The following is a 25784-nucleotide window of genomic DNA, read 5'->3' as shown; positions in this document are numbered from 1 at the left end:
TCCATGATTGCCGGGGCTTGATGCAATCTCAACCTGTCCATTCAGACCATTCTACATTTTCAACGAATATAGTTGCCATTGTGCAGGGTTATTTTCGGCATTTCCGCTGCTATTGGACCAATGGTGAAATGGCTGTGGTCAGCCAGCTTGCAATCAGATCGTGATCCCCGGCCGAGGGATGCCAGAAACAGGCGCTGCGATCCAGCTTGGGCAGGGTGATCAGCACGGCCTGCTGACCGTCGGCCTTCAGCGCGGCCTCGGCCTGCTGATAGGGCACCAGAAGCGGCTTGCCATACTCGCCAAAGGCCAGCAGCACCTGAATCGCGCCCGGATTTTCGCGCACACGATCCCGCAGGAAGGCAATCAACGCCGCCGCGAAATCCCGGCTGAGCGCCTCGTGATCCGCCCAAGGCTCGGACTCGGTAAAGCTGGACCCGAAATCATTCGAGCCCAGCGCCGTCACCACGATGTCAGCGGGGCGGTCGGCCAGCCTGCCCGCCGCAGGGTCACTGGGCAGGGCCAGAGGATAGCGCGTCGTCATGGTCGATTGCGGCGTCACGCCCTCGTAATTGCGCACCAGTCCGATTCCCGACCGCGCGACCATGCGAAAATCCGCATCCAGCGCCTCAGCAACCTTGGGCCCAAAGCTGCGACTGGTATCGGTGGCGGAAAACACCTCATCCTCGGTGCAGTCGCGACGCAGGGCGGTATTGGCGAAACCGACCGTATCCGAATCGCCGATGAACTCGATCAGGCGGGGACGTGCGCGGGGCGCAGGCAGCGCCTCGCTGTCGCCATCGATCAGTATCCCGCCAAAGCTTGTAGGCATCGAGGATTCGCTGATCTTCTCGACCCGGATATGGTGTGCGCCCGCTGTCAGCCCGCGAATGCGCAGATCGTTCACGCCCGGTCGCGACAATTCGATCATGCCCGAGCGCCCATTGTCGATCAGCACCCGCCAGCGGTTGACGTTATCCTCGAAGCGAACGGAAACCGCTGTCCCGATGAACTGCGCCTCGGCGTGAAAACCCGGCCATTCCTGCAAAAGCGCGCCCTTGGCCCCGTTCGAGGCCCGCCCTGTGACCAGCAAGGGCAGGGGCTTCAATCCTTCCTGCAGGGGAACCAGATCGGCGTAAAACATCACCCGGTCCTCTCCGCGCACCGAGACGAGTTGGGGCACGGGCACATGTGGGCGCGCAGGTTCCGGCCATGCCCAAAGCAGCAGTGCCGCGACTGCCGGAACGACAATGGACAGAACTGCAAGCTCTCTGACAAGCACGATGGGGACCGTTCTCCGCCCTCCTGAAACCTGCGAATGATCCGCCCGGCAGGCCTTTGCGTCCAGATCTCCAATTCGACAGGTTAATGAGACAAAAAACCCGCTGCCGGTTGCGCGGCAGCGGGTTTCTTCGTTTCTTAAATACCCAAATCCGGCGCCTGCAAGATGCGCAGGCGCGGGGATCAGAACGCCGCGTCGAAGACCGGCTGGTAGATTTCCTTCAGGCGCAGAATGGCTTCCTGAGGCGACATCTCTACCGACTCGCCCGTGCGGCGCGAGGTCAGTTCGACCTTGTTGTTGGCGATGCCGCGCGGACCGACGGTGATGCGCCAGGGCAGGCCGATCAGGTCCATGGTCGCGAATTTCGCGCCCGCGCGCTCGTCGCGGTCGTCGTAAAGCGCGTCCAGCCCCTGCGTCTTCAGCTCGGCATAAAGGGCCTCGCAGGCACTGTTGGTGGCCACGTCACCCTGTTTCAGGTTGACGATGCCGACATGGAAGGGGGTCACGCCCTCGGGCCAGATGATGCCCTTGTCGTCATGGCTGGCCTCGATGATCGCACCCAGCAGACGCGAGACGCCGATGCCGTGGCTGCCCATCTCGACCGGGACGCGGTTGCCATCCGGGCCGACGACGGTCGCGCCCATGGCTTCCGAATATTTGGTGCCGAAATAGAAGATCTGGCCGACTTCGATGCCGCGTGCGGTGCGGCGGCGTTCCTCGGGGACCTCGGCAAAGATCGCCTCGTCATGGGTCTCGTCGGTGCGGGCGTAGCGGCTGGTGAATTCCTCCAGCACGGCCTGGCAGGCCTCGACGCTGTCATAGTCTATCTCGCGGCCGCCGAACTTCAGATCGGTGATCTCGCTGTCATAGAAGACCTCGGATTCGCCGGTCTCGGCCAGAACAAGGAATTCATGGGTGTAATCGCCACCGATCGGGCCGCCATCGGCGCGCATCGGAATGGCTTGCAGGCCCATGCGCTCATAGGTGCGCAGGTAGCTGACCAGATGGCGGTTATAGGCATGCAGGGCCGCGTCGCGATCCAGATCGAAGTTGTAGCCGTCCTTCATCAGGAACTCGCGGCCACGCATCACGCCGAAACGCGGGCGCATCTCGTCGCGGAACTTCCACTGGATGTGGTACAGCGTCAGCGGCAGGTCCTTGTACGAGGACACATGGCTGCGGAACACGTCCGTGACCATTTCCTCGTTGGTGGGACCGTAAAGCAGGTCGCGCTTGTGGCGGTCCTTGATGCGCAGCATCTCGTCGCCGTAATCGTCATAGCGGCCGCTTTCGCGCCACAGGTCGGCCGATTGCAGCGTCGGCATCAGCATCGGGATGTGACCGGCGCGCTGCTGTTCCTCATGCACGATCGCTTGGATGCGGTTCAGCACCTTGAAGCCCAGCGGTAGCCACGAATAGATGCCAGCCGCCTGCTGCTTGATCATGCCGGCGCGCAGCATCAGCCGGTGGCTGACGATCTGGGCCTCCTTGGGATCTTCCTTCAGAACGGGCATGAAATAGCGCGACAGACGCATGGTTATATCCTCATGTTGGCGAGCGTGGAGTTACCGCAGCACGCCTGACGGGGCAACCTTCCTTGCAAGCTGCGTCAGGACGTTCCAAATAGTCGGTGACGCGGGGTTACGGAGTGATCGCCCATGAGGCTGCCGGCTCAGAAGCAGGTATGGTACTGGAGCGTGGCGCTTTTCGCGCTGCTGATGATCCTGTGGACCCTTGGAAATGCCATCCTGCCCTTCATCCTTGGCGCAGGCGTGGCCTATCTGCTGGACCCGGTCGCGGATCGGTTGGAACGCATGGGCCTGTCGCGGACGCTGTCCGTGGTGGTCATTACGTTGATCGTCGTCCTGACGGTGGTCGTGGCGTTTCTGGTCGTCGTGCCGGTGTTGGTGCGCCAGACCAACGCGCTAATCAACACCGCCCCGGAAATGGCCGAGCAGTTGCAGCGTTTCCTGATGAACCGCTTCCCGCAGGTCTTTACCGAGGGCAGCACGCTGAACACCGCCCTGACCGACGCCGCCAAGAACATCAGCGCCAAGGGCGGCCAGCTGGTCAGTACGGTGCTGGGCTCGGTCATGGGCGTGGTCAGCATGCTGGCGCTGATCGTCATCGTGCCGGTCGTGGCCTTCTACCTGCTGCTGGACTGGGACCATATGGTCGCCCGTTTGGACGAACTTCTGCCGCGTGAACATGCCCCGACCATCCGCCGGCTTGCGCATGAGATCGACACAGCCTTGTCGGGATTCGTGCGCGGGCAGGGCGTGGTGATCCTGATTCTTGGCACGTTCTATTCCGTCGGGCTGGGGCTGGTCGGCCTGCCATTCGGTATCGCGATCGGGGTGATGGCGGCGTCGCTGTCGTTCATTCCCTATGTCGGCGTGGTGATCGGCGGCGCAACGGCTATCGGGGTCGCGCTGTTCAGCTTCTGGGGCGAGCCGGTCTGGATCGCCGCCGTCGTGGTGATCTTTGCCGTCGGCCAGATGCTTGAGGGCAACTATCTGCAACCCAAGATCGTCGGCGGCAGCGTCGGTCTGCATCCGGTCTGGCTGATGCTGGCCTTGACGGTCTTTGGTTCTCTTTTCGGTTTCGTCGGGCTGCTGGTCGCGGTGCCGATGGCGGCGGGTCTGGGCGTGCTGGTGCGCTATGCCGTCAACCGCTACAAGCAAAGCGCGATCTATACCGGGCGCGAGGTTCCGGCCCCGCCACCGCCGCCGACCCTGATCGAGATCGTGCCGCGCGGCACGGTCGAACATGAACGGCGCCGGGCGGAGCTGTCCCATGACCGCCGCGTCGCCGAACTGCGCCGCCAAGAGGAACTGGCCGGACTGCTTGAGGAGCATCAGGACCGTGCGCGCAAGACCAAGTCCACCACTCGCCCCGAGGGCCCGCCTTCGCCCGCCGAACTTCACCGTGAGGCGCGCGAGCACGATCACGACAAGACCGGGAAAGGGTAGAAGGTCATTGGATCGCCAGTTGGCTCTGGACCTGACCATTCCCCCCGCGCTGTCGCGGGATGATTTCCTGACGACGGCGGCCAATCGCGATGCGCTGGCCATGCTGGACGACCCGAACCTGTGGCCGCAGGGCCGGTTGCTGCTGATCGGCGGTGCAGGGGCGGGCAAATCGCATCTGGCGCGGTTCTGGGCTGATGAAAATGGCGCAAGGGTGATCCGTGCTGCGACGATTTCTCCCGCCGGGGTGGATGCGCTTCTGGGCTGGGGCGGCGCGTTGGTCGTTGAAAATGCCCATGAGATCGCCGGGATCTCGGAAGCCGAGGACGCGCTGTTTCATCTGTGGAACCTTGCGGGCGCACGCCGGGCGCTGCTGCTGATCACCGCGCGGATGCCGCCTCGCGACTGGGGCATCCGGCTGCCCGATCTGCTGTCGCGGCTGGAATCGGCGGCGCAGGCGGTGCTGGGCCCGCCCGATGACGCGCTGCTGCCCGCAGTGCTGGTCAAGCTGTTCGCGGATCGCCAGATTCAGGTCGCGCCCGATGTCGTCGACTGGCTGGCCGTGCGGATGGAGCGCGATCTTGGCCTTGCCCGCCACCTTGTCGCCGCGATCGACCGCAAGTCGCTGGCCGACCGCCGCCCTGTCACCCGCCGCCTTGCGGCCGAGCTTCTGGACAAGCTTTCGCCCCCTGACCATACCCCTGCAATGCCTTCCGCAAGTTGAGACCCATGACCCAGGCCGATTTTCTGCGTAACCCGTTCCCCACCCCCCGCGAGCTTGTCGATGGCACGCCCGAGGGCCCGGCCCGGTTCTTCAACCGCGAGATCAGCTGGCTCAGCTTCAACTGGCGGGTTCTGGATGAGGCGCGAAATCCGCGTGTTCCCTTGCTGGAACGGCTACGCTTTCTGTCGATCTCGGCGACTAACCTTGATGAATTCTACACGGTCCGCGTTGCGGGCCTGCGCGAGTTGGTACGAGAGGGGAATGCGACCATCTCGGATGACGGGTTGACGGCGGCCGAGCAACTGGCGCTGGTCAATGCCGATGCGCGCCGCTTGATGGGGGCGCAGCAGGCAGTCTGGAACGGTCTGCGCCGCGAGATGGAACTGGCCGAGATCACCATCCTGTCGCGCACCCGCGTCACCCGCGCCGAGGAAGAATTCCTGCGCCGCTATTTCGTCGAACAGGTGTTTCCGATCCTGTCGCCTTTGGCCATCGACCCGGCGCACCCGTTCCCGTTCATCCCGAACCTTGGTTTCTCGCTGGCGGTCGAACTCGCGCGGGAAAGCGACGGGCGGCAGATGCAGGCGCTGCTGCCGATTCCCCAGCAGATCGCGCGTTTCGTGGCGCTGCCGGGCGGCAAGCGTTTCCTGCGGCTGGAAGACCTGTTGCTGATGCATCTGCCCAGTCTTTTCCCCGGCTATCGCGACATCGGCCATTGCAACTTCCGCGTCTTGCGCGACAGCGACCTTGAGGTCGAGGAAGAGGCCGAGGATCTGGTCCGCGAGTTCGAAACCGCACTGAAGCGCCGCCGCCGCGGCTCGGTAATCCGGCTCAAGATCACGGCGGGCGCGCCCGACCGGATGCGGCGCCTGATCATGCAGGAACTGGATGTCGCCCCCGAGGAGGTGGTCGAGGTCGAGGGCCTGCTGGGCATGGCCGACCTGCGCGAACTGGTGCTGGACACGCGCCGCGAGCTGCAATGGCCGGCGTTCTCGCCCCGTGTGCCGGAACGCGTGCAGGACCATGACGGCAACATGTTCGCGGCGATGCGGCAAAAGGACATGCTGCTGCACCACCCCTATGAGACTTTCGACATGGTGGTGCGCTTCCTCAATCAGGCGGCGGTCGATCCGAACGTGGTGGCGATCAAGCAGACGCTTTACCGCACCTCGCGCGACAGCCCGATCGTTGACGCGCTTTGCGAGGCGGCCGAGGCCGGAAAGTCCGTCACCGCCTTGGTCGAGTTGAAGGCCCGTTTCGATGAGGCCGCGAACATCCGTCAGTCGCGGCGGCTGGAGCGGTCGGGCGCGCATGTCGTCTATGGCTTCATGCAGTATAAAACCCATGCCAAGATCAGCACGGTCGTCCGGCGCGAGGGCGATCAGTTGGTCACCTATACCCATTTCGGGACCGGCAACTATCACCCGATCACCGCGCGGATCTATACTGACCTGTCGCTGTTCACCTGCGATGCGGCGCTGGGGCGCGATGCGTCTAAGGTGTTCAATTTCCTGTCCGGTTATGTGCAGCCCGACGGGCTGGAAAACCTTGCCATTTCGCCCATCGACCTCAAGGACACCTTGCTGGAACTGATCGGGCGCGAAGCGGAATTCGCCCGCCGTGGCCGTCCCGCCGAGATCTGGGCCAAGATGAACAGCCTGATCGACAAGGAGGTGATCGAGGCGCTTTACGATGCAAGCCAGGCCGGCGTGCGCATCAACCTTGTTATTCGCGGAATTTGCGGATTGAGACCTGGTATCAAAGGCTTGTCAGATAATATTCGCGTGAAATCTATCGTCGGACGTTTCCTTGAGCATTCGCGCATCGTCTGTTTCGGCAATGGCCATGGCCTGCCTTCGAAAAAGGCGCGGGTGTTCATCAGTTCCGCCGACTGGATGGGCCGCAACCTGAACCGCCGGGTCGAGGCGCTGGTCGAGTGCATCAACGAGACGGTCAAGGCCCAGATCACCAGCCAGATCATGGCCGCGAACATGGCCGACGAGGCGCAAAGCTGGCTGCTGCAACCCGATGGGCGCTATCTGCGTTACCTGCCGGCCGGACGCGACGACCTGTTCAACTGTCACAAGTTCTTCATGGAAAATCCTTCTCTTTCGGGTCGCGGAACCAAGGGCGCCAAGGATGTCCCCGCGCTCACCCATTCGGAGGATTGACGGGAAATGGTTAATGGACCATCCATCCCCTGCCGCCTGCAACCGGCAGTGCCATCGAAAGGAACCCGATGAACGGCATCACGACCGCAAGCGGAGAAACCATCGAGCCCTTCGGCCGCTCACTTTTCGACCGGCTGTCAGAACGGGCGTTAAGCCGGGTGGGCGTGGTCGATGTCGGCTCGAACTCGATCCGCATGGTGGTGTTCGACGGGGCCGCGCGGTCTCCGGCCTATTTCTACAACGAAAAGGTTATGGCGGGTCTGGGGCAAGGGCTGGCTGAAACCGGCAGGCTGAACCCCGAGGGCGCGCGTCGCGGCATGGCGGCACTGAAACGCTTTGCCGCCTTGGCCGATGGCATGGGGATCAAGCCCCTGACCTGCGTGGCCACCGCTGCCGTGCGCGAGGCCGAGGACGGCCCCGAGTTCCGCCGCGAGGTCGAGCGCCAGACCGGGCTGAAGCTGTGGGTCATCGAAGGCGAGGAAGAAGCCCGGCTGTCCGCCCAGGGCGTGCTGTTGGGTTGGCCCGATGCCAAGGGGCTGGTCTGCGACATCGGTGGCAACTCGATGGAGTTGGCCGAACTGTCCGACGGCAAGGTCGGCAAGCGGATCAGCACACCTTTGGGGCCGTTCCGGCTGCAACAGATCAAGGGCGGTCAGTCCGGTCTGCGCGACCATATCCGCAAGATCATTCAGGACGCGGCTGAGAAAATGGGCACGGGCCATGATCAGATCTATCTGGTCGGCGGCTCGTGGCGGGCGATCGCGCGGCTGGACATGGAGCGGGCGAAATACCCGATGACCGTGCTGCATGAATACCGCATGACCCCGCAGGGTGTGCTGGATACCGTAGATTGGATCGGCAAGCAGAACCTTAGCGATCTGCGCGGCAAGCTGGGGATTTCTTCTAGCCGGATGGAGTTGGTGCCGCTGGCCAGCCAGGTGCTGCGCGAGTTGGTGCAGATCTTTGCCCCGCAATCGCTGGCCGTTTCCTCCTATGGCATCCGCGAGGGGCTGCTTTACGAACAGATGCCGGAAAGCCTGCGCTCGCGCGATCCGCTGATCGAGGCGGCGCGCTTTGCCGAACGGCAGATGGCCCGCGTGCCGGGCTTCGGTAAGCGGCTGTACCAATTCCTTGATCCGATCTTCAAGGACGCCGATCCTGCGCTGGACCGGCTGATCCGGGCCGCTTGCCTGCTGCATGACACGACATGGCGGACGCATCCCGATTACCGCGCCGATGCCTGTTTCGACAATGTGACCCGCGCCAATATGGCGGCGCTGTCCCATTCCGAGCGGGTTTTCCTTGGCCTCGCGTTGCTGCACCGCTACCGCAACAGCCGGGCGAATGCCGCGATGGCGCCGCTGTTCGGCCTGCTCGACGACGCCCAGATCCGCAATGCCGAGGTGCTGGGCAAGGCCATGCGTTTCGGCGCGATGTTCTCGATCAAGGACCCGGCCGAAGCGGGCAAGCTGAAATACTCGGCCAAGAAAAAGGCCTTGGAGCTGCGCCTGACCGATACCGGACAGGCGCTGATGGGCGAGGTGGCCTTGGCGCGTTTCAATTCGCTGGCCGCGGCGCTGGGGGCGGAACCTCTGGTGGTTGAACCCGCCCTCTGACCGGGTTTGGGGGCGTCAGCGCCCCCAGGTCCGCTCCAGCACGCCGATCCAGTTGCGATACGCGATCTTTTCGACCAGCTCCTGACCATAGCCGTGATCCAGCATCGCCTGGATCAGGTTCTGCTGCTTCGAGGCATCGGACAGGTCCTCGGGCATCTGCGCGCCGTCGAAATCCGATCCCAGCGCCACGCCGTCTTCGCCAAGGAAGCTAAGCAAGTGGTCCAGATGGCGCAGAACGATGTCGAAGCCATGCATCGGATCGCGCAGGCCCTGCGGATGCAGGAAGCCAACCGCGTAGTTCAGCCCGACCAGCCCCTTGCTGTCCGCGATCACCTGCAACTGGCGGTCGGTCAGGTTGCGGGTGCTGGGCGCGACGGCATGGGCGCAGCTATGGCTGGCAACCAGCGGTGCGTCGGAAAGCGCCGCGATGTCGTCAAAACCCTTCTCGTTCAGATGCGACAGGTCCAGCATGATCCGCAGCGAGTTGCATTCGCGCACCAGTTGCTTGCCGGCATCGGTCAGGCCGGCGCCGGTATCGGGCGAGCCGGGGAAGGCAAAGGGCACGCCATGCGCATAGCGCGTCGGCCGCGACCAGACCGGCCCCAGCGAGCGCAGGCCCATCGCGTGCCACAGATGCAGCGCGTCCATGTCGGCGATCGGCTCGGCCCCTTCGATATGCAGGATCGCGGCGATCTTGCCCTCGGCCATGGCGGCGCGGATATCGGCGGCGCTGCGGCAGATCTTGAGCGTGCCCGTGCGCTCCATCGCCATCAGCTGCCCGGCCTGAGCCAGCGCGCGGGGCAGGGAATCGGCGTTCGAGACCTCATCGGGCAGGGGCAGGGCGAAGGGCGGGTTCGCCTTCATCACCGCTGCTGCTGCGTCGTCCTCGGAATCGGGCGAGGGGGTCCAGATGGCAAAGAACCCACCCGCGACACCGCCCGCCTGCATGCGCGGCAGGTCCAGATGGCCGGTGCCGTCGCCCTTGCTCCACAGGCGGTCGCGGCCCGCGCCGGCATCGACCATGCGTTGCAGAAAATCATTATGCCCGTCAAATACCGGAATCATATGGCTGTCTCCTAAGTCTGGGCCGCACCATGCGCCCGATGCAAAAGACCTTCAACCGGGGCCAATTCGGCGTAAGCTGGATGTGAGCGAGGTGAGGAGGCCCAGCCATGACGAAGATCGCCAAGGATTTCCCCGGACAGACGGTGATCTGCACCTTCGAGGTGACACCCGGAACAGCGCATGACGTGATCGATGCCCTGAACGCCGCCTATGACGAGGTGATCAGCCGCCAGCCGGGATATGTCTCGGGGGCGGTCCATCTGAACGATGCCCAGACCCGGATCGCGACCTATTCGCAATGGCGCGACCGGCGCGATTATCAGGCCATGCTGCGAAGCGCCGAGATGCGCGAGCGCAACCGCAGCATCAATGCCATGTGCCGCCATTTTGAGCCCGTCATGTACGAGGTTATCGAAACCTGGCAGGTTCGCGGCAGCAGCGATGCTGCAACTGCGAATTAGTCGTGCATTGCAGCGATACTGCCCCTAGTCTGGGCCAAACCGGCTGGGACGAGGGGGCGGATCATGACGGGGCGCATCATCACCGTTGCACAGCAAAAGGGCGGATCGGGTAAAACCACGATCGCGGTGAACCTTGCTGTCTCGCTGCGCGGGCGGGGGCATAGCGTCGCCCTGCTGGATACCGATCCGCAGGGCAGCATGGGCCGCTGGTTCCTTGAGCGGCTGGACCGGGTGGGCGAAGACGAGTTGCTGGAATTCAGCACCTCCTCGGCCTGGGGGGCCAGCTACGAATCGGAAAAGCTGAAGAAGCGCTTCGATTTCGTCATTATCGACACGCCGCCCAAGATCGACAGCGACCTGCGCCCGGCGCTGCGCGTGGCCAATCTGGTCGTGGTCCCCGTCGCCGCGAGCCAAGTGGATCTGTGGGCGACCGAGGGCGTGCTGGACCTTGCCCGACGCGAGAAATGCGAGACATTGATCGTCCTGAACCGCACCCGCCCGAACACGCGACTGGCCGCCGACATTGCCAGCAAGGCCACCGAACTGGGGGCCGAGGTTGCCGCCGCGCAGGTTGCCAATCGCGTCGCCTATGCCGAGACGCTGGGCATTGGTCTTGGCGCGCCGGACGGCTCGCGCAATCCGACCGCGAAATCCGAAATCGAGGCCCTGACCGACGAAATCCTGACCTGGATGGCCTGATTTCACGCGATTTTCCGCCGCTTTCAGCAGCAGCCTTGAAGTGTCGGAAACTTTTTGTCCCGATGCCACGTTCCGCCACGGTCCCGTCAAAGAGGAAATGTCCATGCAGCCCGCAATTCGTGCCGTCATCGTCCTTCCGCTTTTGCTTGCGGCCTGCGTGCCAGAAAGTAAGGAAACCGAAGCCGCCCCGCCGCCGCGGCTCGAGGATGACAGCTGCGGCGCCAACAATTTCGTGCAGCTGATCGGTCAGACCGCGCCGGTGATCACGGTTCCGGCGAACACGCCTTTCCGCAAATTCACCACCGGCGACCCGCTGACCATGGATTACAACATGAAGCGGCTGAATTTCGAACATGACAAGACCGGCAAGCTGGTCCGTGTCAGCTGCGGCTAGCGCGAGCGTTTTGAGCGCTTGTTGCCGCCGCGCTGGCCCGCACGGCCCGCCGTCGAACGGCCCGAGGCCTTGACCGCTTCCTCGGCCGCCTCCTCGATGGCGGATTGACGGGCAAGAGGGTCGTCCGCAACGGCCAGCTCGACGGCTTCAAGCCGCTTCACCTCGTCGCGCAGCCGCGCGGCTTCCTCGAATTCCAGATTCTCGGCGGCTTTGCGCATCTGCGCGCGCAGCCCGTCCAGATGCGCGGCAAGGTTCGGGCCGACCATCGGCGTGTCGACCTTAGCGGTGACGCGGGACTGGTCGGTGTCGCCTTGCCACAGACCAGCCAGAACATCCTCGACATTCTTGCGCACGGTCTGGGGGGTGATGCCATGTTCCTCGTTATAGGCTACCTGCTTGACGCGGCGGCGCTCCGTTTCGGCCATGGCGCGCTCCATGCTGCCGGTGATGCGGTCGGCATACATGATGACGCGTCCCTCGGCATTGCGCGCCGCGCGTCCGATGGTCTGGATCAGCGAGGTTTCCGAACGCAGGAAGCCCTCCTTGTCGGCGTCCAGAATGGCAACTAAACCACATTCAGGAATATCAAGGCCTTCGCGCAATAAGTTGATGCCAACCAGCACGTCGAAAGCCCCCAAACGCAGGTCGCGTAGGATCTCGATCCGCTCGATGGTGTCGATGTCGCTGTGCATGTAGCGGATGCGGATACCTTGTTCATGCAGATATTCGGTCAGATCCTCGGCCATGCGCTTGGTCAGCGTGGTGACCAAGGTGCGGTAACCGGCGGCGGCAACCTTGCGCACCTCATCGAGCAGATCGTCCACCTGCATCTCGACCGGGCGGATCTCGATCGGGGGGTCGATCAACCCCGTCGGGCGGATGACCTGTTCGGTGAAGACGCCGCCGGTCTGGTCCATCTCCCATTGGGCGGGGGTGGCGCTGACAAAGACCGATTGCGGGCGCATCGCGTCCCATTCCTCGAATTTCAGCGGGCGGTTGTCCATGCATGAGGGCAGGCGGAAGCCATGTTCCGCAAGCGTGAATTTGCGCCGGAAGTCGCCCCGATACATGCCGCCGATCTGTGGCACGGACACGTGGGATTCATCCGCAAAAACAATGGCGTTATCGGGGATAAACTCGAAAAGCGTGGGCGGCGGCTCGCCCGGTGCGCGCCCGGTCAGATAGCGGGAATAGTTCTCGATCCCGTTGCAGACGCCGGTCGCTTCCAGCATCTCAAGGTCGAAATTTGTACGCTGCTCCAGCCGCTGGGCTTCCAGCAGCTTGCCCTCATCGGTCAGTTGTTTCAGCCGGGCCTGAAGCTCGGCCTTGATGCCCTTGGTGGCCTGCTGCATCGTCGGACGCGGCGTCACATAGTGGCTGTTCGCATAGATGCGGATCTGCTTGAAGTTGTCGGTCTTCTGCCCGGTCAGCGGGTCGAATTCGGTGATCGCCTCAAGCTCATTGCCGAAGAAATCGAAACGCCAAGCCCGGTCCTCAAGGTGGGCGGGCCAGACCTCGACCAGATCGCCGCGCACCCGGAAGCCCCCGCGCTGGAAGGCGGCGTCAAGGCGGCGATATTGCTGGGCGACCAGCTCGGCCAGAAACTCGCGCTGATCGTAAAGCTGGCCGACGATCATATCCTGCGTCATCGCCGAATAGGTCTCGACCGAGCCGATGCCATAGATGCAGGAAACCGAGGCCACGATGATCACGTCATCGCGCTCCAGAAGCGCCCGCGTCGCCGAGTGGCGCATCCGGTCGATGGCCTCGTTGATCTGGGATTCTTTCTCGATATAGGTATCGCTGCGCGCGACATAGGCCTCGGGCTGGTAGTAGTCGTAATAGCTGACGAAATACTCGACCGCGTTGTCGGGGAAGAAGCCCTTGAACTCGCCGTAAAGCTGGGCCGCCAAGGTCTTGTTCGGGGCGAGGATGATGGCCGGGCGCTGCGTCGCCTCGATCACCTTGGCCATGGTATAGGTCTTGCCGGTGCCGGTTGCACCCAGCAGCACCTGATCGCGCTCACCCGCCGTCACGCCCTGCGACAGTTCGGCAATCGCCGTGGGCTGGTCGCCAGCTGGCTGGAATTCCGACTTCATGACGAAGCGCTTGCCGCCCTCCAGCTTAGGGCGCGAGACCTCGGGGAAGCGCGTCACCGGAGCGTTGGTGTTGTTGTGGCCCATCGTTTCACCCTTTGTTCCGGTGGGAATCTGGCATGCTTTGTCCCAGATGCAAGACTTCTTGGCATTAATCCCAAGGATGGGCCGCAGATCTTGATCCCGGCTGTCTCTTGTTGGATAAGACGCGCAAGCAAGAACTGAGGTTTCCGCCAATGCGCGTCCGCATCTACAAGCCTGCACGTAACGCCATGCAGTCGGGCACGGCCCGCACCAAGAACTGGGTTCTGGACTTCCCGGCCGCGGATTCGCGCGAGATCGACCCGCTGATGGGCTGGACCAGCAGCGACGACACCCAAAGCCAGGTCCGCCTGCGCTTCGAGACCCGCGAGCAGGCCGAAGATTACGCCCGCGAGAAGGGCCTGGATTTCGAGGTGATCGAGCCGCAGGCCCGCGCCCATAACGTCCGTCCCCGCGGCTACGGCGAAAACTTCGCCACCGACCGCCGCGCCCCCTGGACGCACTGATCTGTCATTCGGACCACAGTTGCTTCCAAATCCGGTGCGCAGCAAAGGTTCCGTAAATTTCTGATATCCCGTGACCGCCCCGTTGGGCGGTCATGTTGTTTTCCGGAGAGTGCCAAGATGGCCATAGAATTCCTTGTCACCCATTCCGGCGGCTTCCATGCCGATGAGCTTCTGTCCTCGGTCATTCTGACCCGGCTGTATCCGCTGGCCCGCCTGATCCGCAGCCGCGATGCCGAATGGATCACTCCGGCTGCGGATCGGGTGATTTATGACGTTGGTCGCGATTACGACGCGGCGCAGCAGATCTTTGACCACCACCAGAAAGACGCGCCGTTGCGCGAGGACGGCCTGCCCTACTCCTCGTTTGGTCTGATCTGGCAGCATTTCGGGCGCGACTATCTGCGCGCGATGGAAGTGCCGAACGTCGATATCGACGCGATTCACGCCTCATTCGAGCGTGACTTCGTGCTGCCTGTGGACCTGATGGATAATGGCGCGCTCAGCCCCTCGGCGGCAGGTCCGCTGCTGGCCGACCTGACCCTGCCGATGCTGCTGGAAAGCCTGAAGCCGGTTTTCGATGACCGCACGCCTGATGCCGATGACCGCGCCTTTGACCGGGCGCTGATCGTTGCCCGCGCCTTTGTCGAGGCATCGATCGCCCGCAAGGCTGCCAAACGCCGCGCCGAAAGCATGGTTCAGGCCGCCATCGCCGCTGCAGGCGAGGGCCGTATCCTTGAGCTTCCCATGGGCATGCCCTTCCGATCGGCCGTGGTCAAAGCCGGGGCCGACCAACTGCTTTTCGTGATTCATCCGCGCGAGAGCGACTGGACCCTGACCGGCATCCGCCGCGACGAAGACGGCTTCGCGCTGCGCGCCGACCTGCCTGAAGCCTGGGCTGGCCTGACCGACGAGGCGTTGGAGGCCGCATCCGGTGTTAAGGGTGCCAAATTCTGTCACAACGGGCGGTTCATTGCCGTGGCCGAAAGCCGCGATGCGATCCTTCGGATGGCTGAGCTGGCGGTGCAGGCTGCTGAAACCCGTCCAGCGGGGTAATGTTGCTGCTGACCGACCTGTGAGGGCCGGGAGCACAAAACCAGCCTTCAATGGAAATCACGGCTTGGGAACAAGCGTTTGGCTTGTTCCCGTGGGTGCCGCGCATGAGATCGGTGCCGCGCCGGGCGAGGGGTGTCATCCGCCTGTGGCGTGGTGATGCCGACCATGTGGTCCAGCGGGTGGCCCAGATCTGCAAGGCGATGGGACAGATCCTCGAACCGCTCTGCAATCAGGTGGGTGACAGCACCCTGACGCTCGACCCGGCCAGAAACGCGAAGCAGACGCGCGCCCATCACGGCCCGACGGTAGCGCTCAAAGACCCGATTCCAGACGACGACATTGGACACGCCGGTTTCATCCTCAAGCGTCAGAAAAACCACTCCGGAAGCGGTGCCCGGACGTTGACGGGTGATGACCAGACCGCAGACCGATATCCGGCCCACCGCCGAGGTCAGCTCTGCATGCGGTGTCAGGCCGGGAATCGAGGCGCGCAGCAGTTCCATCGGGTGGGCACGCAGCGTCAGCCGGGTCGCGACGTAATCCTCGACCACCTCTTCGCCCAGATGCATGACCGGCAACGTAACCTGTGGTTCGTTCAGTCCTTCCCCATCGATCGGGTCGTCAAACAGCGGTAGCGGCGCGGGCGCGCGAATGGCCTGCACCGCCCATAGCGCATCGCGTCGGGGCAGGCCCATGACGGCAAAGGCGTCGGCTTCGGCCAGATGCTTCAGCGCCGCGGGTACAAGGCCGGTGCGCAGCCACAGGCTTTCCGGGTCGGGATAGCCATTGCCGCGCATGGCCGAGATCCGGACCGCATCAGCCTCGCGAAAGCCCTTGATCTGCCGCAAACCCAGCCGCAGCGCCAGTTGCCCGTCCGCGCGGCGTTCCAGCGTATTGTCCCAATTGCTGTGATTGACGCAGATGGGGCGGACCTCGATATCATGCTCGCGGGCGTCGCGCACGATCTGGGCGGGTGCGTAAAACCCCATGGGCTGGCTGTTGAGCAAGGCACAGGCGAAAATTGCCGGATGATGGCATTTCAGCCATGACGACACGTAGGTCAGCAGGGCAAAGGCAGCTGCGTGGCTTTCTGGGAAACCGTAATCGGCAAAGCCCCTGACCTGCGCAAAGCAGCGCGTTGCGAAGTCAGGATCGTACCCGTTCTTGATCATGCCATCGATGAACTGCCGTTCGAACTTGTGAACCGTGCCCAAATTGCGAAACGAGGCCAAAGAACGCCGCAACCGGTCGGCATCCTCGGGGGAAAACCCTGCGGCGACCACGGCGATCCGCATGGCCTGTTCCTGAAACAGCGGAACGCCAAGCGTCTTGTGCAGCACCTCCTCCATTTCGGGCGAGGGGTAGCTGACCGGTTCGTTTCCCTGACGCCGCCTGATATAGGGTTGGACCATGCCCCCTTGGATCGGACCTGGACGCACGATGGCGACCTCGATCACTAGGTCGTAGAATGTCCTGGGCTGCATTCGCGGCAGGAAATTCATCTGTGCCCGGCTTTCGACCTGAAAGACGCCGATGGCATCGGCGCGGCACAGCATGTCATAGGTCGGGCCGTCCTCCGGCGGAACGGTGGCCAGACTGTGCGATATCCCCTCGTGATCGCGCAGCAGGTCGAACGCTTTGCGGATGCAGGTCAGCATTCCCAAGCTGAGCACATCGACCTTGAGGATGTTCAGCGCGTCGATATCGTCCTTGTCCCATTCGATGCAGGTGCGGTCCTCCATCGCGGCATTCTCGATCGGGCAGAGTTCGTCCAACCGCCCACGGGTGATGACGAAGCCGCCGACATGCTGGCTTAGGTGCCGCGGAAACCCGATCATGTCGCGGATCAGGGAAATCGTCTGGGCCAGTCGGCGATCATCGGGATTCAGACCCAGCGCGCGGATCTGGTCAGGATCGGCACCTTTGTTCGAGATGCCCCAGACCAGCCCCGAAAGGTTGGCCGTCACATCCTGAGACAAGCCCATGACCTTGCCGACCTCACGGATCGCGGCGCGCGAGCGGAAATGGATCACGGTGGCACAAAGCCCCGCCCGGTCCCGCGTGTATTTGCCGTAGATCCACTGGATCACTTCTTCGCGGCGTTCATGTTCGAAATCCACGTCGATATCGGGCGGCTCACCCCGATGGCGCGAGATGAAGCGTTCGAAAACCATCTGGATCGTGTCGGGGCTGACATCGGTGATGCCAAGCGCCCAGCAGATGATCGAGTTCGCCGCCGAGCCACGTCCCTGACACAGAATGCCTTGCGATCGCGCATAGGTCACGATGTCATGGACCGTCAGGAAGTAGGGGGCGTATTTCACCTCTCCCACCAGCGTCAGTTCCTTTTCAGCCAGTTTGCGGAACCGTTCGGGTACGTTTCCCTGACAGCGGCGCAGCAGGCCTTCCTGAACCAGCCGTTCAAGCCTTGGCTGCGGCGCCTCACCATTCGCCGTTTCATCAGGATAATCATAACCTAGCTGGATCAGATCAAAGCTGCATCGCGTGGCGATTTCCAGCGTGCGGTGGATGGCGGCAGGGTATCGGTGGTATAGCCGGGCCATCTCGACCGGGGTTTTCAGGCGGCGTTCGGCGTTCAGCAGGGCGCGGGTCCCGATCTGGTCGATGGTGATGTGGTGGCGCATGCAGGTCAGCACATCGGCCAGCGGCCGACGGGACGCCCGGTGCATCAGCACATCGCCCACGGCCACCATTGGCGTCGATGCCGCAAGCGCCATCCGCGCGCAGGCATCGAACCATGCCTGATCCGAGCCATCATAGCGCGGCGCGGCCCCCAGAAAGACATTTCGGGGATAGCAACGGCCAAGACGCTGCAACGGTATCAGGGCCTGCGCCAGATCGGTGGGCGGCACGGCGATCAGGATCATGCCCTGACAGCCCTGCTCAAGATCGGCCAGCAGCAGGTGGCATTCCGCCTTTCCAGCCCGGCGCTTGCCCAGGGTCAGCAACCGCGACAGACGCGCATAGGCCGGGCGATCCATCGGCAGGGCCAGCCACTCGACCGGGCAGTCCTGCAAGACCAGTCGTGCGCCGACGATCAGCTTGGGCAGCCTTGGTTCGGTGGGGGCTGGCAGATCCAGCGCCTGCCCGATTTCCTGCCGTGAGCTGGGATCATGGCAAGTGCTCGAACGGACGCGCAGGCTTTCCCCGGTCTCCTTGGCCAGATCGCGCAGAGTGCTCCAAGCCCGGACGACACCGGCAAGCGAGTTGCGATCGGTAATGGCAATCGCCTTCAGACCCAGTTCGGCCGCGCGCAAGACCAGTTCCTCGGGATGCGAGGCACCGGTCAGGAAGGTAAAGTTCGTGGTGACACAAAGCTCGGCATATTGCGGCGAAGTTGCGTTGGGGGGCGTGGGATAGGACGGGGTCGGGGTCATGGAAATTCCCCCTGCACGAACCAGGCGGGGCGCTGTGGGGTGTAAAACATCCACAATCGCCTTCCCTGATGCGTTTCGACACGCCAGTAATCGCGGATGCCGGATCGCCAGCCGTCATCCTCTACCCACCATTCCGGCGCGATCCGCTCGGGTCCGATGGCGCGGCCGGTACTAAGGCTCATTCGCCGCCAGCGAAACCGTTCGGGCGGGGTCGAGCCACGGGCGGTGACAGGTTCTGGCGGGAACAGCCGCAAGGGGCGCTGGCGTTGGGTCGAGCAGCCCTTACGAGGCTGCGAATCCGTCACCGGAACCAGTTGGAAACTGCGCTCGGGGATGTGGCTGTCCAGAGGCTGGAAGCGCCGGATGTTATCCAGCCCGATCCGCGTGCCAATGCGGGTTATCAGATTATCCAGTTGTTCGGGCGTGGCGATATCCTGCCCGATCTGCTGCAAGGGCAGGGGTTCGACCACCGTCGCCGCAAGTCGTAGCTGGTCGATGCCAAAGCCTGAGTCGACATCCTCGATCCCGCGGACAAACAGCGGCAAGATCCGGGCAGGATCGCGCATCGCTGCGGCCAAACGCAGCGGAACCGTCTGGCTGTGCTGATCCACCCGCCGCAAGGTCAGGCACAGGACCCGTGCCCCTGCCTCATGCGCCTTCAGCTTGGCGCATAAGGCCTGCAGCAACCGCTCCAGCCCCGCCATGACATCTGCGGTCAATCCGATCGGTTCGGGTAGGGTCAGGCGCACGGCATAATGCGGTGGCTCGGTCAGCGGGGTAATCGATTCGGACTGTCGGCCAAGGGCCTGATCAAGACGGGTCAGCAATCCGGGACCAAAGCGCCGGCCCAGCGGTGCACGGGCGGCTGCGGCAAGTGCGCCGATGCTGTTCAGACCAAAACGCTGCAAGGCGATGATGGTGTCTGGCTCGATCTGCAATGCAGCAACCGGCAAGCTGCTCAAGGCCGTCTCGCTTGCAGCGGGGGCTGCAATGCCCTCGCCATAGTGGGACAGCGCCCAAGCCGCACCGCGCCCATCGGCTAGGCCCAGCCGCACCTCGATCCCGGCACGGTCCAGACGCGCGCGCATATCGGCCAACAGCGCCTCTTCTCCGCCGAACAGATGCGCGGCACCCGAGATATCCAGCGTCAGCCCATCCGTATCCTCGATCCCGACCCAAGGGCAGTAACGCAATGCCCAACGCCGCAGGCCTGTCAGAAAACGCCGGTCACCCACCGGATCGGCCTGCCTTGTTCGCAGACCCGAGCAATAGACGCGAGCTTCGGAAATCGTCATGCCACGATGCAGGCCCTGCGTTTCGGCCTGTCGGTTCAGATCATGAATGCGATCGGTATTGCCGTGGCGCAGGCTCAGCGCAAAGGGGGCGTCAATCGGGCACAGTCGCAGCGCCCGGTCCGTCGGCAACCGGGGAAACCACATCGAGACGATGCGTCGCTGCATTCCATCGAACATGCCACGCTCCCAAAGTTCCCTTTTTGTTCTTTATAATTTCCCACCGCATCAAAGTCGAGTCGCCCCCATCTTCGGGGTCGAAAACCGGGCTGCATCGCCAACGCGTCTCAGCCGCGTTGCTGCCCATACCTTCGGGGATCAGGCAAAGGCCGGTCGCGTTCCCAGCCTTGGCAGCAAGCTGCAATCGCCGCCCTTCACGCAGGTTCAACGGGCGAGTTATCTCCATCACGACAAGAACGATGGCGCCGTCCTTCAAAGCTTCTTCTGCGACGGCAAGGGTATCGGTCTGGTTCCGGGTATCCGCAATCATGAGCCGATCGGGGTCGATAAACTCTGCCAGCCCGGTCGGAAGCAGCCTTTCCGTCTGTCGATCTTCGCAGATCCACAGCAACCGCCCTTTGGTCCCGGAACAGGCAATCGCAGCAAAGACAGCCGCGCTAGGTCCGCAAGCCTCATGCACGCGTGTCGAACGTAGGGGAAGGGATGGAATGACATGCATCGAGATGAGAGGGTCCGTTGCTTTGGTTCGGCTGATCGAAGTTTCGTCTGACCTGGCAGTCGGTCAAGCCGTTTTGGAGGCAGGTTCCTTGCGGTTGGAGCCGAGGCTTTTGCACATTTTCCACCAAAAGCCCGATGCGTCGATCAGGATCTAGACATAGGTAGCGATGCCGGTGTTGTACCTAAAGGCCAAGCGCCGCGAGATCGCGGGTCGTTTCGCGCAGTGCGGATGACGTTGCCGCCTAATTGCTACTGCACGCAGGTTGCGCTGCATCCGCCTCTGGCTCCAACATTTGCCCCTACCCAGCAGCATATATGTAACGGATACCCATGGAGTCGGTATATTTTTGAAAGACGACCAGATTAAGCCCGTTTACTTGAAGATATCGGCTTTGCTAGCGTCGGCGCAGAGATCCCCGGACCAAGGACATGCCCGATGCCCCTTGCCACCTCTCGTCGCTTTCCTGCCCTGATTTTTGTACTTGCCATTGCCGCCACCCATCCGGTGCTCTCGCCAGCCCGCGCACAGGAAGCCGCATCCGCGCAGACGGTCCTTGTCCAGACCACCGCCATGCGCGAGATCCATCCCGAATTCACCCATCCCGCGGTGATCGAGGCCGAGCAGAAGGCCACGATCCGGCCCTTCACCACCTCGCAGGTGGTCGCCAGCTATGTCCTGCCGGGCGCGGTGGTGAAAAAAGGCGACCTGCTCTTTGAGATGGACGACCGCGAGGCCCGTTTTGCCTTGGCTGAGGCCAAGGCCGCACTGGCCGTGGCCCGCGCCCAGCAGGGCGAGCGGCAGTTGGAATTCGAACGCAAGCAGACTCTGGTTCGCCGACAGTCGGCGGCGAAATCGGAACTGGATCTGGCCACCGCGCAACTGGATGCCGCCAAGGCCCAGGTCGCTTCAGCGCAGGCCGCAGTCGAGCGTGCCGACAAGGTCGTGGCCGACACCAGGATCTATGCCCCGTTCGAGGGGCGGATCAGCGCGGCCTATGCCAGCGTGGGCGATATCGTGATGCCCAATAACCCGACCCAACCACTGCCTCTGGCGGAAATGGTTGCGCTTGATCCGATTTATGCGTTGGGTTTTATCAGCCAGCAGAATTACGATATCTTCATCCAGCGCCGCGATGACATGCGTGCCGCGCAGGTCGAAATCCCCAAGCTGGTGCTGACCCTGGTCCTGCCCAGCGGGCAGGAATATCCTCATACCGGCAAATTCGTCAGTTGGGATTTTCAGGCGGCGGCCACTCGGGGCTCGATCGCGGCCCGCGCCGAATTCGCCAACCCTGACGGGGTGCTACTGCCCGGCATGAATGTCACCATCCGGGGCAATGCCGCGCAAGCCGTCAACGCCGTGACCGTGCCGCAGCGCGCCGTGGGGCAGGACCAGCAGGGCCATTACGTGATGACCGTGGATGCCGAGGGCAAGGTTCTGCGCAAGAACATTCAGGTCGGCATCCGTGACGGCGCTGACTGGACCGTCATCGACGGGCTGGAGGAAGGCGCGACCGTCATCGTCGAGGGGCTGCAAAAAGTCCGCGAGGGCGTCAGCGTCAAGACCGAACCGTTCAAGAAATGACCTGGCCGCACGGGGATTGAACCGATATGGGACCGCAGTTTTTCATCCGCCGGCCACGATTTGCCTTTGTCATCTCGATTGTCATCACCCTGATGGGGCTGCTGACCTTGGTCGTCATGCCGATCGACCAATATCCCGACATTGCGGCCCCCAAGGTCGTGGTGCGCGCGAACTTCCCCGGCGCCAGTGCCGATACGGTGCGCGATTCCATCGCCTCACCCATCGAATCGCAGGTCAACGGGACCGAGGGCATGGTCTACATGTCCTCGAAATCAGCCAGCGACGGCAGCTATACCCTGACCATCACCTTTGAGATCGGCACGGATGCCGATCTGGCGCAGGTCGATGTGCAGAACCGCGTCAAGCTGGCCGAGGCGCAACTGCCCGAGGAAGTCCGCCGTCGCGGCGTCAGCGTGCGCAAGCGCAACCCCGACATGCTGATGGTCGTCAACCTGCTGTCCCCGGACGACCGCTTCGACCGCGTGTTCCTGTGAACTATGCCAGTCTGAACATCGAGGCCGAGCTGGGTCGCCTGCCCGGCGTGTCAGAGGCCAGCATCATCGGTGCGTTGGATTACGGCATGCGGGCATGGCTCGATCCGGTGAAGCTGGCCAATCAGGGCATCACCGTCAATGAGGTCGTCGCCGCCATCCGGGATCAGAACATTCAGGCCGCGGTCGGGCAGCTTGGCGCCGCGCCCAGCCCTGCCACGACCGAGTTCCAGTATGTCCTGACCGCGCAGGGCCGCCTGAAGAATGAGGAGGAATTCGGCAATATCGTGCTGCGCGCCGATGCTGGGGGTTCGGTCCTGCGGCTGTCCGATGTGGCCCGCATCGAGCTGGGGGCCGAGGTCTACAAAGGCTACGGCGAGTTCAACAACGCGCCGGGCGTTTTGATGGCGATCTACAAGCTGTCCGACGCCAACTCGCTTGATGTCGCCAAGGCGGTCCGCGCCAAGATGGACGAACTATCCGCCGATTTCCCAGAAGGCATCGAATATGCCGTCGGCCATGACACGACGCTTTTCATCGCCGCCTCGCTTGAGGAAACCGCGATCACGCTGATCTTCACCGTGCTGCTGGTGATCGTCGTGACCTATATCTTCCTTGGCAGCGTGCGGGCGACGCTGATCCCGGCGATTGCCGTTCCGGTCTCGATCATCGGCACACTGGCGGTGCTTTACGCGCTTGGCCTGACCATCAATACGGTGACGCTGTTCGCGCTGATCCTTGCCATCGGGGTGGTCGTGGACGATGCGATCATCGTGGTCGAGAACGTCGAGCGGCTGATGCATCACGACGGGCTATCCCCGCGCGAGGCGACGAAAAAGGCCATGCAAGAGGTCGCGGGGCCGATCGTCGCCACATCATTAGTGCTGGCGGCGGTCTTTGGCCCGGCCACGCTGCTGCCCGGCATCACCGGGCGGATGTTTGCGAACTTTGGCACAACGCTGGTGGTCTCGGTGCTGATCTCGATGATCAACGCGATGACGCTTAGCCCGGCGCTGGCCGCGACCCTGATGAAATCCGGCGGAGAGCCGAATTTCGTCATCCGCGCCTTCAACCGCTTCTTCGACAAGGTGACGAATGCCTATGTCGCCATCGTCGGCTGGCTGGCGCATCACCTGCTGATCAGCGTCGCGCTGATCGTGGGCATGTTCGCTGCGCTGTTTTTCCTGTTCACCCACACCCCCACCAGCTTCATTCCCGATGAGGACAAGGGCTTTTTCATTGTCGACGTGCAATTGCCGCAGGCCGCCGCGCTGGGTCGGACCGAGCTGGTGATGGACAAGATCGGCGATGCGCTGAAGGCCGACGAGTCGGTCGAGAACGTCCTGTCCGTCAACGGCTATTCGATCCTGAACACCGCGTTGCAATCGAATACCGGCATGATCATCGCCAAGCTGAAACCGTGGGAGGAACGCAAATCTGCCGAGCAGTCACAGGCCGCCTTGCAGCGTAAATATCAGGCCCAGTTCGCCCAGATCCCCGAGGCGGTAGTGACGGTCTTTGGCGCTCCGGCCATTCCCGGCCTCGGGACGGTCGCCGGCTTCTCCTACGTCCTTGAGGATACCCAAGGCCGCACGCCGGACGAACTGGCGCAGGCCTTGCAAACTCTGATCGCCGCCGCCAACGCTCGCCCCGAGATCGCCCGCGCCTTCAGCACCTTCAACGCGGGCGCGCCGCAACTTGAAATCGTCGTCGACCGCCTCCGCGCCAAGACGCTGGGCGTGGCGATCAGCGACATCTTCATGACGCTGCAGACCGAGTTGGGCGGGGCCTATGTCAACGACTTCAACCTGTTTGGCGAAACCTACCGCGTCATGGTTCAGGCCGATGCCGAGTTCCGCCAGAACGAAAGCGACCTGAACGACCTTTACGTGCGCAATCATGGCGGGGAACTTGTGCCGCTGAGCACGCTGGTGACGGTCAAGCCCAGCCGAGGCGCGGATGTGCTTTACCGCTACAACACCTACAATTCCGCGACGATCACCGGCATTGCCAACGGTCCCGGCGGGTTCAGCTCTGGCAATGCCATGGACGCGATGGAGCAGGTCGAGGCGGCCAATGCTTTGCCCGGCTTCCGCTCGGAATGGACCGATTCCAGCTTTGAGGAACGCAAATCCGGCAATGCCGTACCGATTGCGCTGGGGCTGTCGCTGGTCTTTACCTTCCTGTTCCTGGCCGCGCTTTACGAATCCTTCATGACACCTTTCGCGATCATCCTGTCGGTGCCAATTGCGCTGGTGGGGGCGCTGCTGGGCACGGGCCTTGCCGGGCAACCGCTCAGCCTTTACGGCCAGATCGGCTTGCTGCTTCTGATCGGGCTTGCCGCCAAGACTGCCATCCTGATCGTCGAATTCGGCAAGTCACTGCGTGAAGTCGAGGGCATGGACCTGTATGAGGCCACGATCACCGCCGCCCGGCTGCGCTTCCGTCCAGTAATGATGACCAGCCTTGCCTTTATCGCCGGGGTGTTCCCGCTGGTCATCGCGACCGGCGCGGGTGCCGCCAGCCGGGTGTCGCTGGGGCTGGCGGTGTTTGGCGGCACGATCATGTCGGCGGTGGCTGGGACGATCTTCGTGCCGATCTTCTTCATGCTGATCCAGACCCTGCGCGAAAAAGTCCACGGAGGACGGACCAAGGCCCCGGAATAGCGCCGCTCCGGCGGAGACGTCAGGCAGCGCAGAGGCGCGGAAAACAGGAATTCGGGATAGTCCTAAGCCTACATGATCTTTTGGTCGGTCAATGGACGCCAGTTGGCCAACGCCTTGCCGCGATATCCCGCGGAGTTCGAGCTCTGTGCGGGAAGAGGAAAAATAACGACAAAAAGCCACGAGACACCCGTAGATGTTGATTTCCACCCAGAAATGACCCGAGGTTTGGAGTGCCCCCTCGGGCTGGACCACGGGGACACTACCCGCTCGCAGCCTAAGCAGTGGGTCGATGCTAAAACATGCCAACCTGAAGCCAGATATCGCCACAGATCCACGAGCCTCGACGCCAGAAATCCAAGCGAAGTCCTGCCCCCATCTCGCGGCTCAGAACACCCATGGCTGCGCGTCGATTGCCGGCTGCGTCAGCGATAGTGGGGCCGGCTGATGACCTCGATCGGACTGTTTCAGGTGTCGGATATCACCGACGCCGGTGGCTTCGACAAAGGGGCTCGCGGGGTCTTGTCGGTGGCCAGCCCGCGCTGTTCCTTGCGGCCCGACAGGCGGTCGGCGATTGCAGTGATCGTCGGATCATAGGCTGG

19 protein-coding genes are annotated in these 25784 nt (G+C 63.0%); 12 read left to right on the top strand and 7 right to left on the bottom strand.

Annotated features, from left to right (window positions below):
* Window positions 1–109: 109 nt before the first annotated feature.
* Together GL300_RS11625 and proS are read right to left on the bottom strand one after the other, a co-directional pair.
* Window positions 110–1279: an SGNH/GDSL hydrolase family protein gene (locus tag GL300_RS11625; protein ID WP_343043011.1), complete on the bottom strand. Its 1170-nt coding sequence runs from the start codon at window positions 1277–1279 to the stop codon at window positions 110–112.
* A gap of 182 nt (window positions 1280–1461) precedes the next feature.
* On the bottom strand, window positions 1462–2814 hold the full coding sequence (proS, locus tag GL300_RS11620; RefSeq protein ID WP_155039804.1) for a proline--tRNA ligase: 1353 nt from the start codon (window positions 2812–2814) through the stop codon (window positions 1462–1464).
* A gap of 123 nt (window positions 2815–2937) precedes the next feature.
* On the opposite strand from proS, the gene GL300_RS11615 reads away from it, so the two are divergent.
* The 4 genes from GL300_RS11615 to ppx all read left to right on the top strand — a co-directional run bounded on the left by GL300_RS11615 (window position 2938) and on the right by ppx (window position 8759).
* Complete coding sequence (locus GL300_RS11615) at window positions 2938–4251, top strand: AI-2E family transporter (RefSeq protein ID WP_155039803.1); 1314 nt, start codon at window positions 2938–2940, stop codon at window positions 4249–4251.
* Between the two features lie 7 nt (window positions 4252–4258).
* Window positions 4259–4972 carry a P-loop NTPase family protein gene (locus tag GL300_RS11610; RefSeq protein ID WP_155039802.1) on the top strand — a complete coding sequence of 238 codons (714 nt, stop codon included), beginning with the start codon at window positions 4259–4261 and terminating at the stop codon, window positions 4970–4972.
* Window positions 4973–4977: 5 nt separating this feature from the next.
* Window positions 4978–7143: an RNA degradosome polyphosphate kinase gene (locus tag GL300_RS11605; protein ID WP_155039801.1), complete on the top strand. Its 2166-nt coding sequence runs from the start codon at window positions 4978–4980 to the stop codon at window positions 7141–7143.
* A gap of 68 nt (window positions 7144–7211) precedes the next feature.
* A complete protein-coding gene (gene ppx, locus GL300_RS11600) occupies window positions 7212–8759 on the top strand; it encodes an exopolyphosphatase (protein ID WP_155039800.1) in 1548 nt (515 codons plus the stop codon).
* Between the two features lie 15 nt (window positions 8760–8774).
* Here ppx and GL300_RS11595 read toward each other — a convergent pair whose 3' ends face one another.
* The gene (locus tag GL300_RS11595) at window positions 8775–9824 is read right to left on the bottom strand and encodes a dipeptidase (protein ID WP_155039799.1); all 1050 of its coding nucleotides are present in this window, start codon (window positions 9822–9824) and stop codon (window positions 8775–8777) included.
* 107 nt (window positions 9825–9931) lie between these two features.
* Here GL300_RS11595 and GL300_RS11590 point away from each other — a divergent pair, with 107 nt between their 5' ends.
* From GL300_RS11590 to GL300_RS11580, 3 genes are all read left to right on the top strand, one after another.
* Window positions 9932–10285: an antibiotic biosynthesis monooxygenase family protein gene (locus GL300_RS11590; RefSeq protein ID WP_155039798.1), complete on the top strand. Its 354-nt coding sequence runs from the start codon at window positions 9932–9934 to the stop codon at window positions 10283–10285.
* 63 nt (window positions 10286–10348) lie between these two features.
* Window positions 10349–10984: a ParA family partition ATPase gene (gene parA / locus GL300_RS11585; RefSeq protein ID WP_155039797.1), complete on the top strand. Its 636-nt coding sequence runs from the start codon at window positions 10349–10351 to the stop codon at window positions 10982–10984.
* A 103-nt stretch (window positions 10985–11087) separates the two neighbouring features.
* Window positions 11088–11378 (top strand): I78 family peptidase inhibitor, encoded by a 291-nt coding sequence (locus tag GL300_RS11580; protein ID WP_170297661.1) that lies wholly within the window; start codon window positions 11088–11090, stop codon window positions 11376–11378.
* Here the strand turns inward: GL300_RS11580 and uvrB are convergent.
* Window positions 11375–13561, bottom strand: a complete 2187-nt coding sequence (gene uvrB / locus GL300_RS11575) for an excinuclease ABC subunit UvrB (RefSeq protein ID WP_155039795.1) — start codon at window positions 13559–13561, stop codon at window positions 11375–11377. The two genes, GL300_RS11580 and uvrB, sit on opposite strands and share 4 nt — an antisense overlap.
* Window positions 13562–13710: 149 nt before the next feature.
* Here uvrB and GL300_RS11570 point away from each other — a divergent pair, with 149 nt between their 5' ends.
* Together GL300_RS11570 and GL300_RS11565 are read left to right on the top strand one after the other, a co-directional pair.
* Window positions 13711–14022 carry an ETC complex I subunit gene (locus GL300_RS11570; RefSeq protein WP_155039794.1) on the top strand — a complete coding sequence of 104 codons (312 nt, stop codon included), beginning with the start codon at window positions 13711–13713 and terminating at the stop codon, window positions 14020–14022.
* A 117-nt stretch (window positions 14023–14139) separates the two neighbouring features.
* Window positions 14140–15075, top strand: a complete 936-nt coding sequence (locus GL300_RS11565) for an MYG1 family protein (RefSeq protein WP_155039793.1) — start codon at window positions 14140–14142, stop codon at window positions 15073–15075.
* Window positions 15076–15122: 47 nt separating this feature from the next.
* Here the strand turns inward: GL300_RS11565 and GL300_RS11560 are convergent, their stop codons facing one another.
* From GL300_RS11560 to GL300_RS11550, 3 genes are read right to left on the bottom strand one after another with little or no spacing between them, the layout of a single operon-like run.
* Window positions 15123–18473 carry an error-prone DNA polymerase gene (locus GL300_RS11560; protein ID WP_155039792.1) on the bottom strand — a complete coding sequence of 1117 codons (3351 nt, stop codon included), beginning with the start codon at window positions 18471–18473 and terminating at the stop codon, window positions 15123–15125.
* Entirely contained in the window at window positions 18470–19945 is a 1476-nt protein-coding gene (locus tag GL300_RS11555; RefSeq protein WP_155039791.1) for a Y-family DNA polymerase, read from the bottom strand. The genes GL300_RS11560 and GL300_RS11555 overlap by 4 nt, the downstream gene beginning before the upstream one ends.
* On the bottom strand, window positions 19860–20255 hold the full coding sequence (locus GL300_RS11550) for an ImuA family protein (protein ID WP_343043008.1): 396 nt from the start codon (window positions 20253–20255) through the stop codon (window positions 19860–19862). Before GL300_RS11550 ends, GL300_RS11555 begins: the two co-directional genes overlap by 86 nt.
* Before the next feature lie 624 nt (window positions 20256–20879).
* On the opposite strand from GL300_RS11550, the gene GL300_RS11545 reads away from it, so the two are divergent.
* Genes GL300_RS11545 through GL300_RS11540 form a run of 3 tightly spaced genes read left to right on the top strand, consistent with a single transcriptional unit; the run spans window position 20880 to window position 25185 of the window.
* On the top strand, window positions 20880–22028 hold the full coding sequence (locus tag GL300_RS11545; protein ID WP_155039789.1) for an efflux RND transporter periplasmic adaptor subunit: 1149 nt from the start codon (window positions 20880–20882) through the stop codon (window positions 22026–22028).
* A 26-nt stretch (window positions 22029–22054) separates the two neighbouring features.
* Window positions 22055–22522 (top strand): efflux RND transporter permease subunit, encoded by a 468-nt coding sequence (locus GL300_RS27080; protein ID WP_281353122.1) that lies wholly within the window; start codon window positions 22055–22057, stop codon window positions 22520–22522.
* On the top strand, window positions 22519–25185 hold the full coding sequence (locus GL300_RS11540) for an efflux RND transporter permease subunit (RefSeq protein ID WP_343043007.1): 2667 nt from the start codon (window positions 22519–22521) through the stop codon (window positions 25183–25185). Before GL300_RS27080 ends, GL300_RS11540 begins: the two co-directional genes overlap by 4 nt.
* The last annotated feature ends 599 nt before the right edge of the window (window positions 25186–25784 follow it).

It is taken from the genome of Paracoccus litorisediminis (assembly GCF_009711205.1).
GTDB lineage: Bacteria > Pseudomonadota > Alphaproteobacteria > Rhodobacterales > Rhodobacteraceae > Paracoccus > Paracoccus litorisediminis.
The sequence above is the reverse complement of the archived record's forward strand: the minus strand, read 5'-3'. Positions and strand labels throughout refer to the sequence as shown.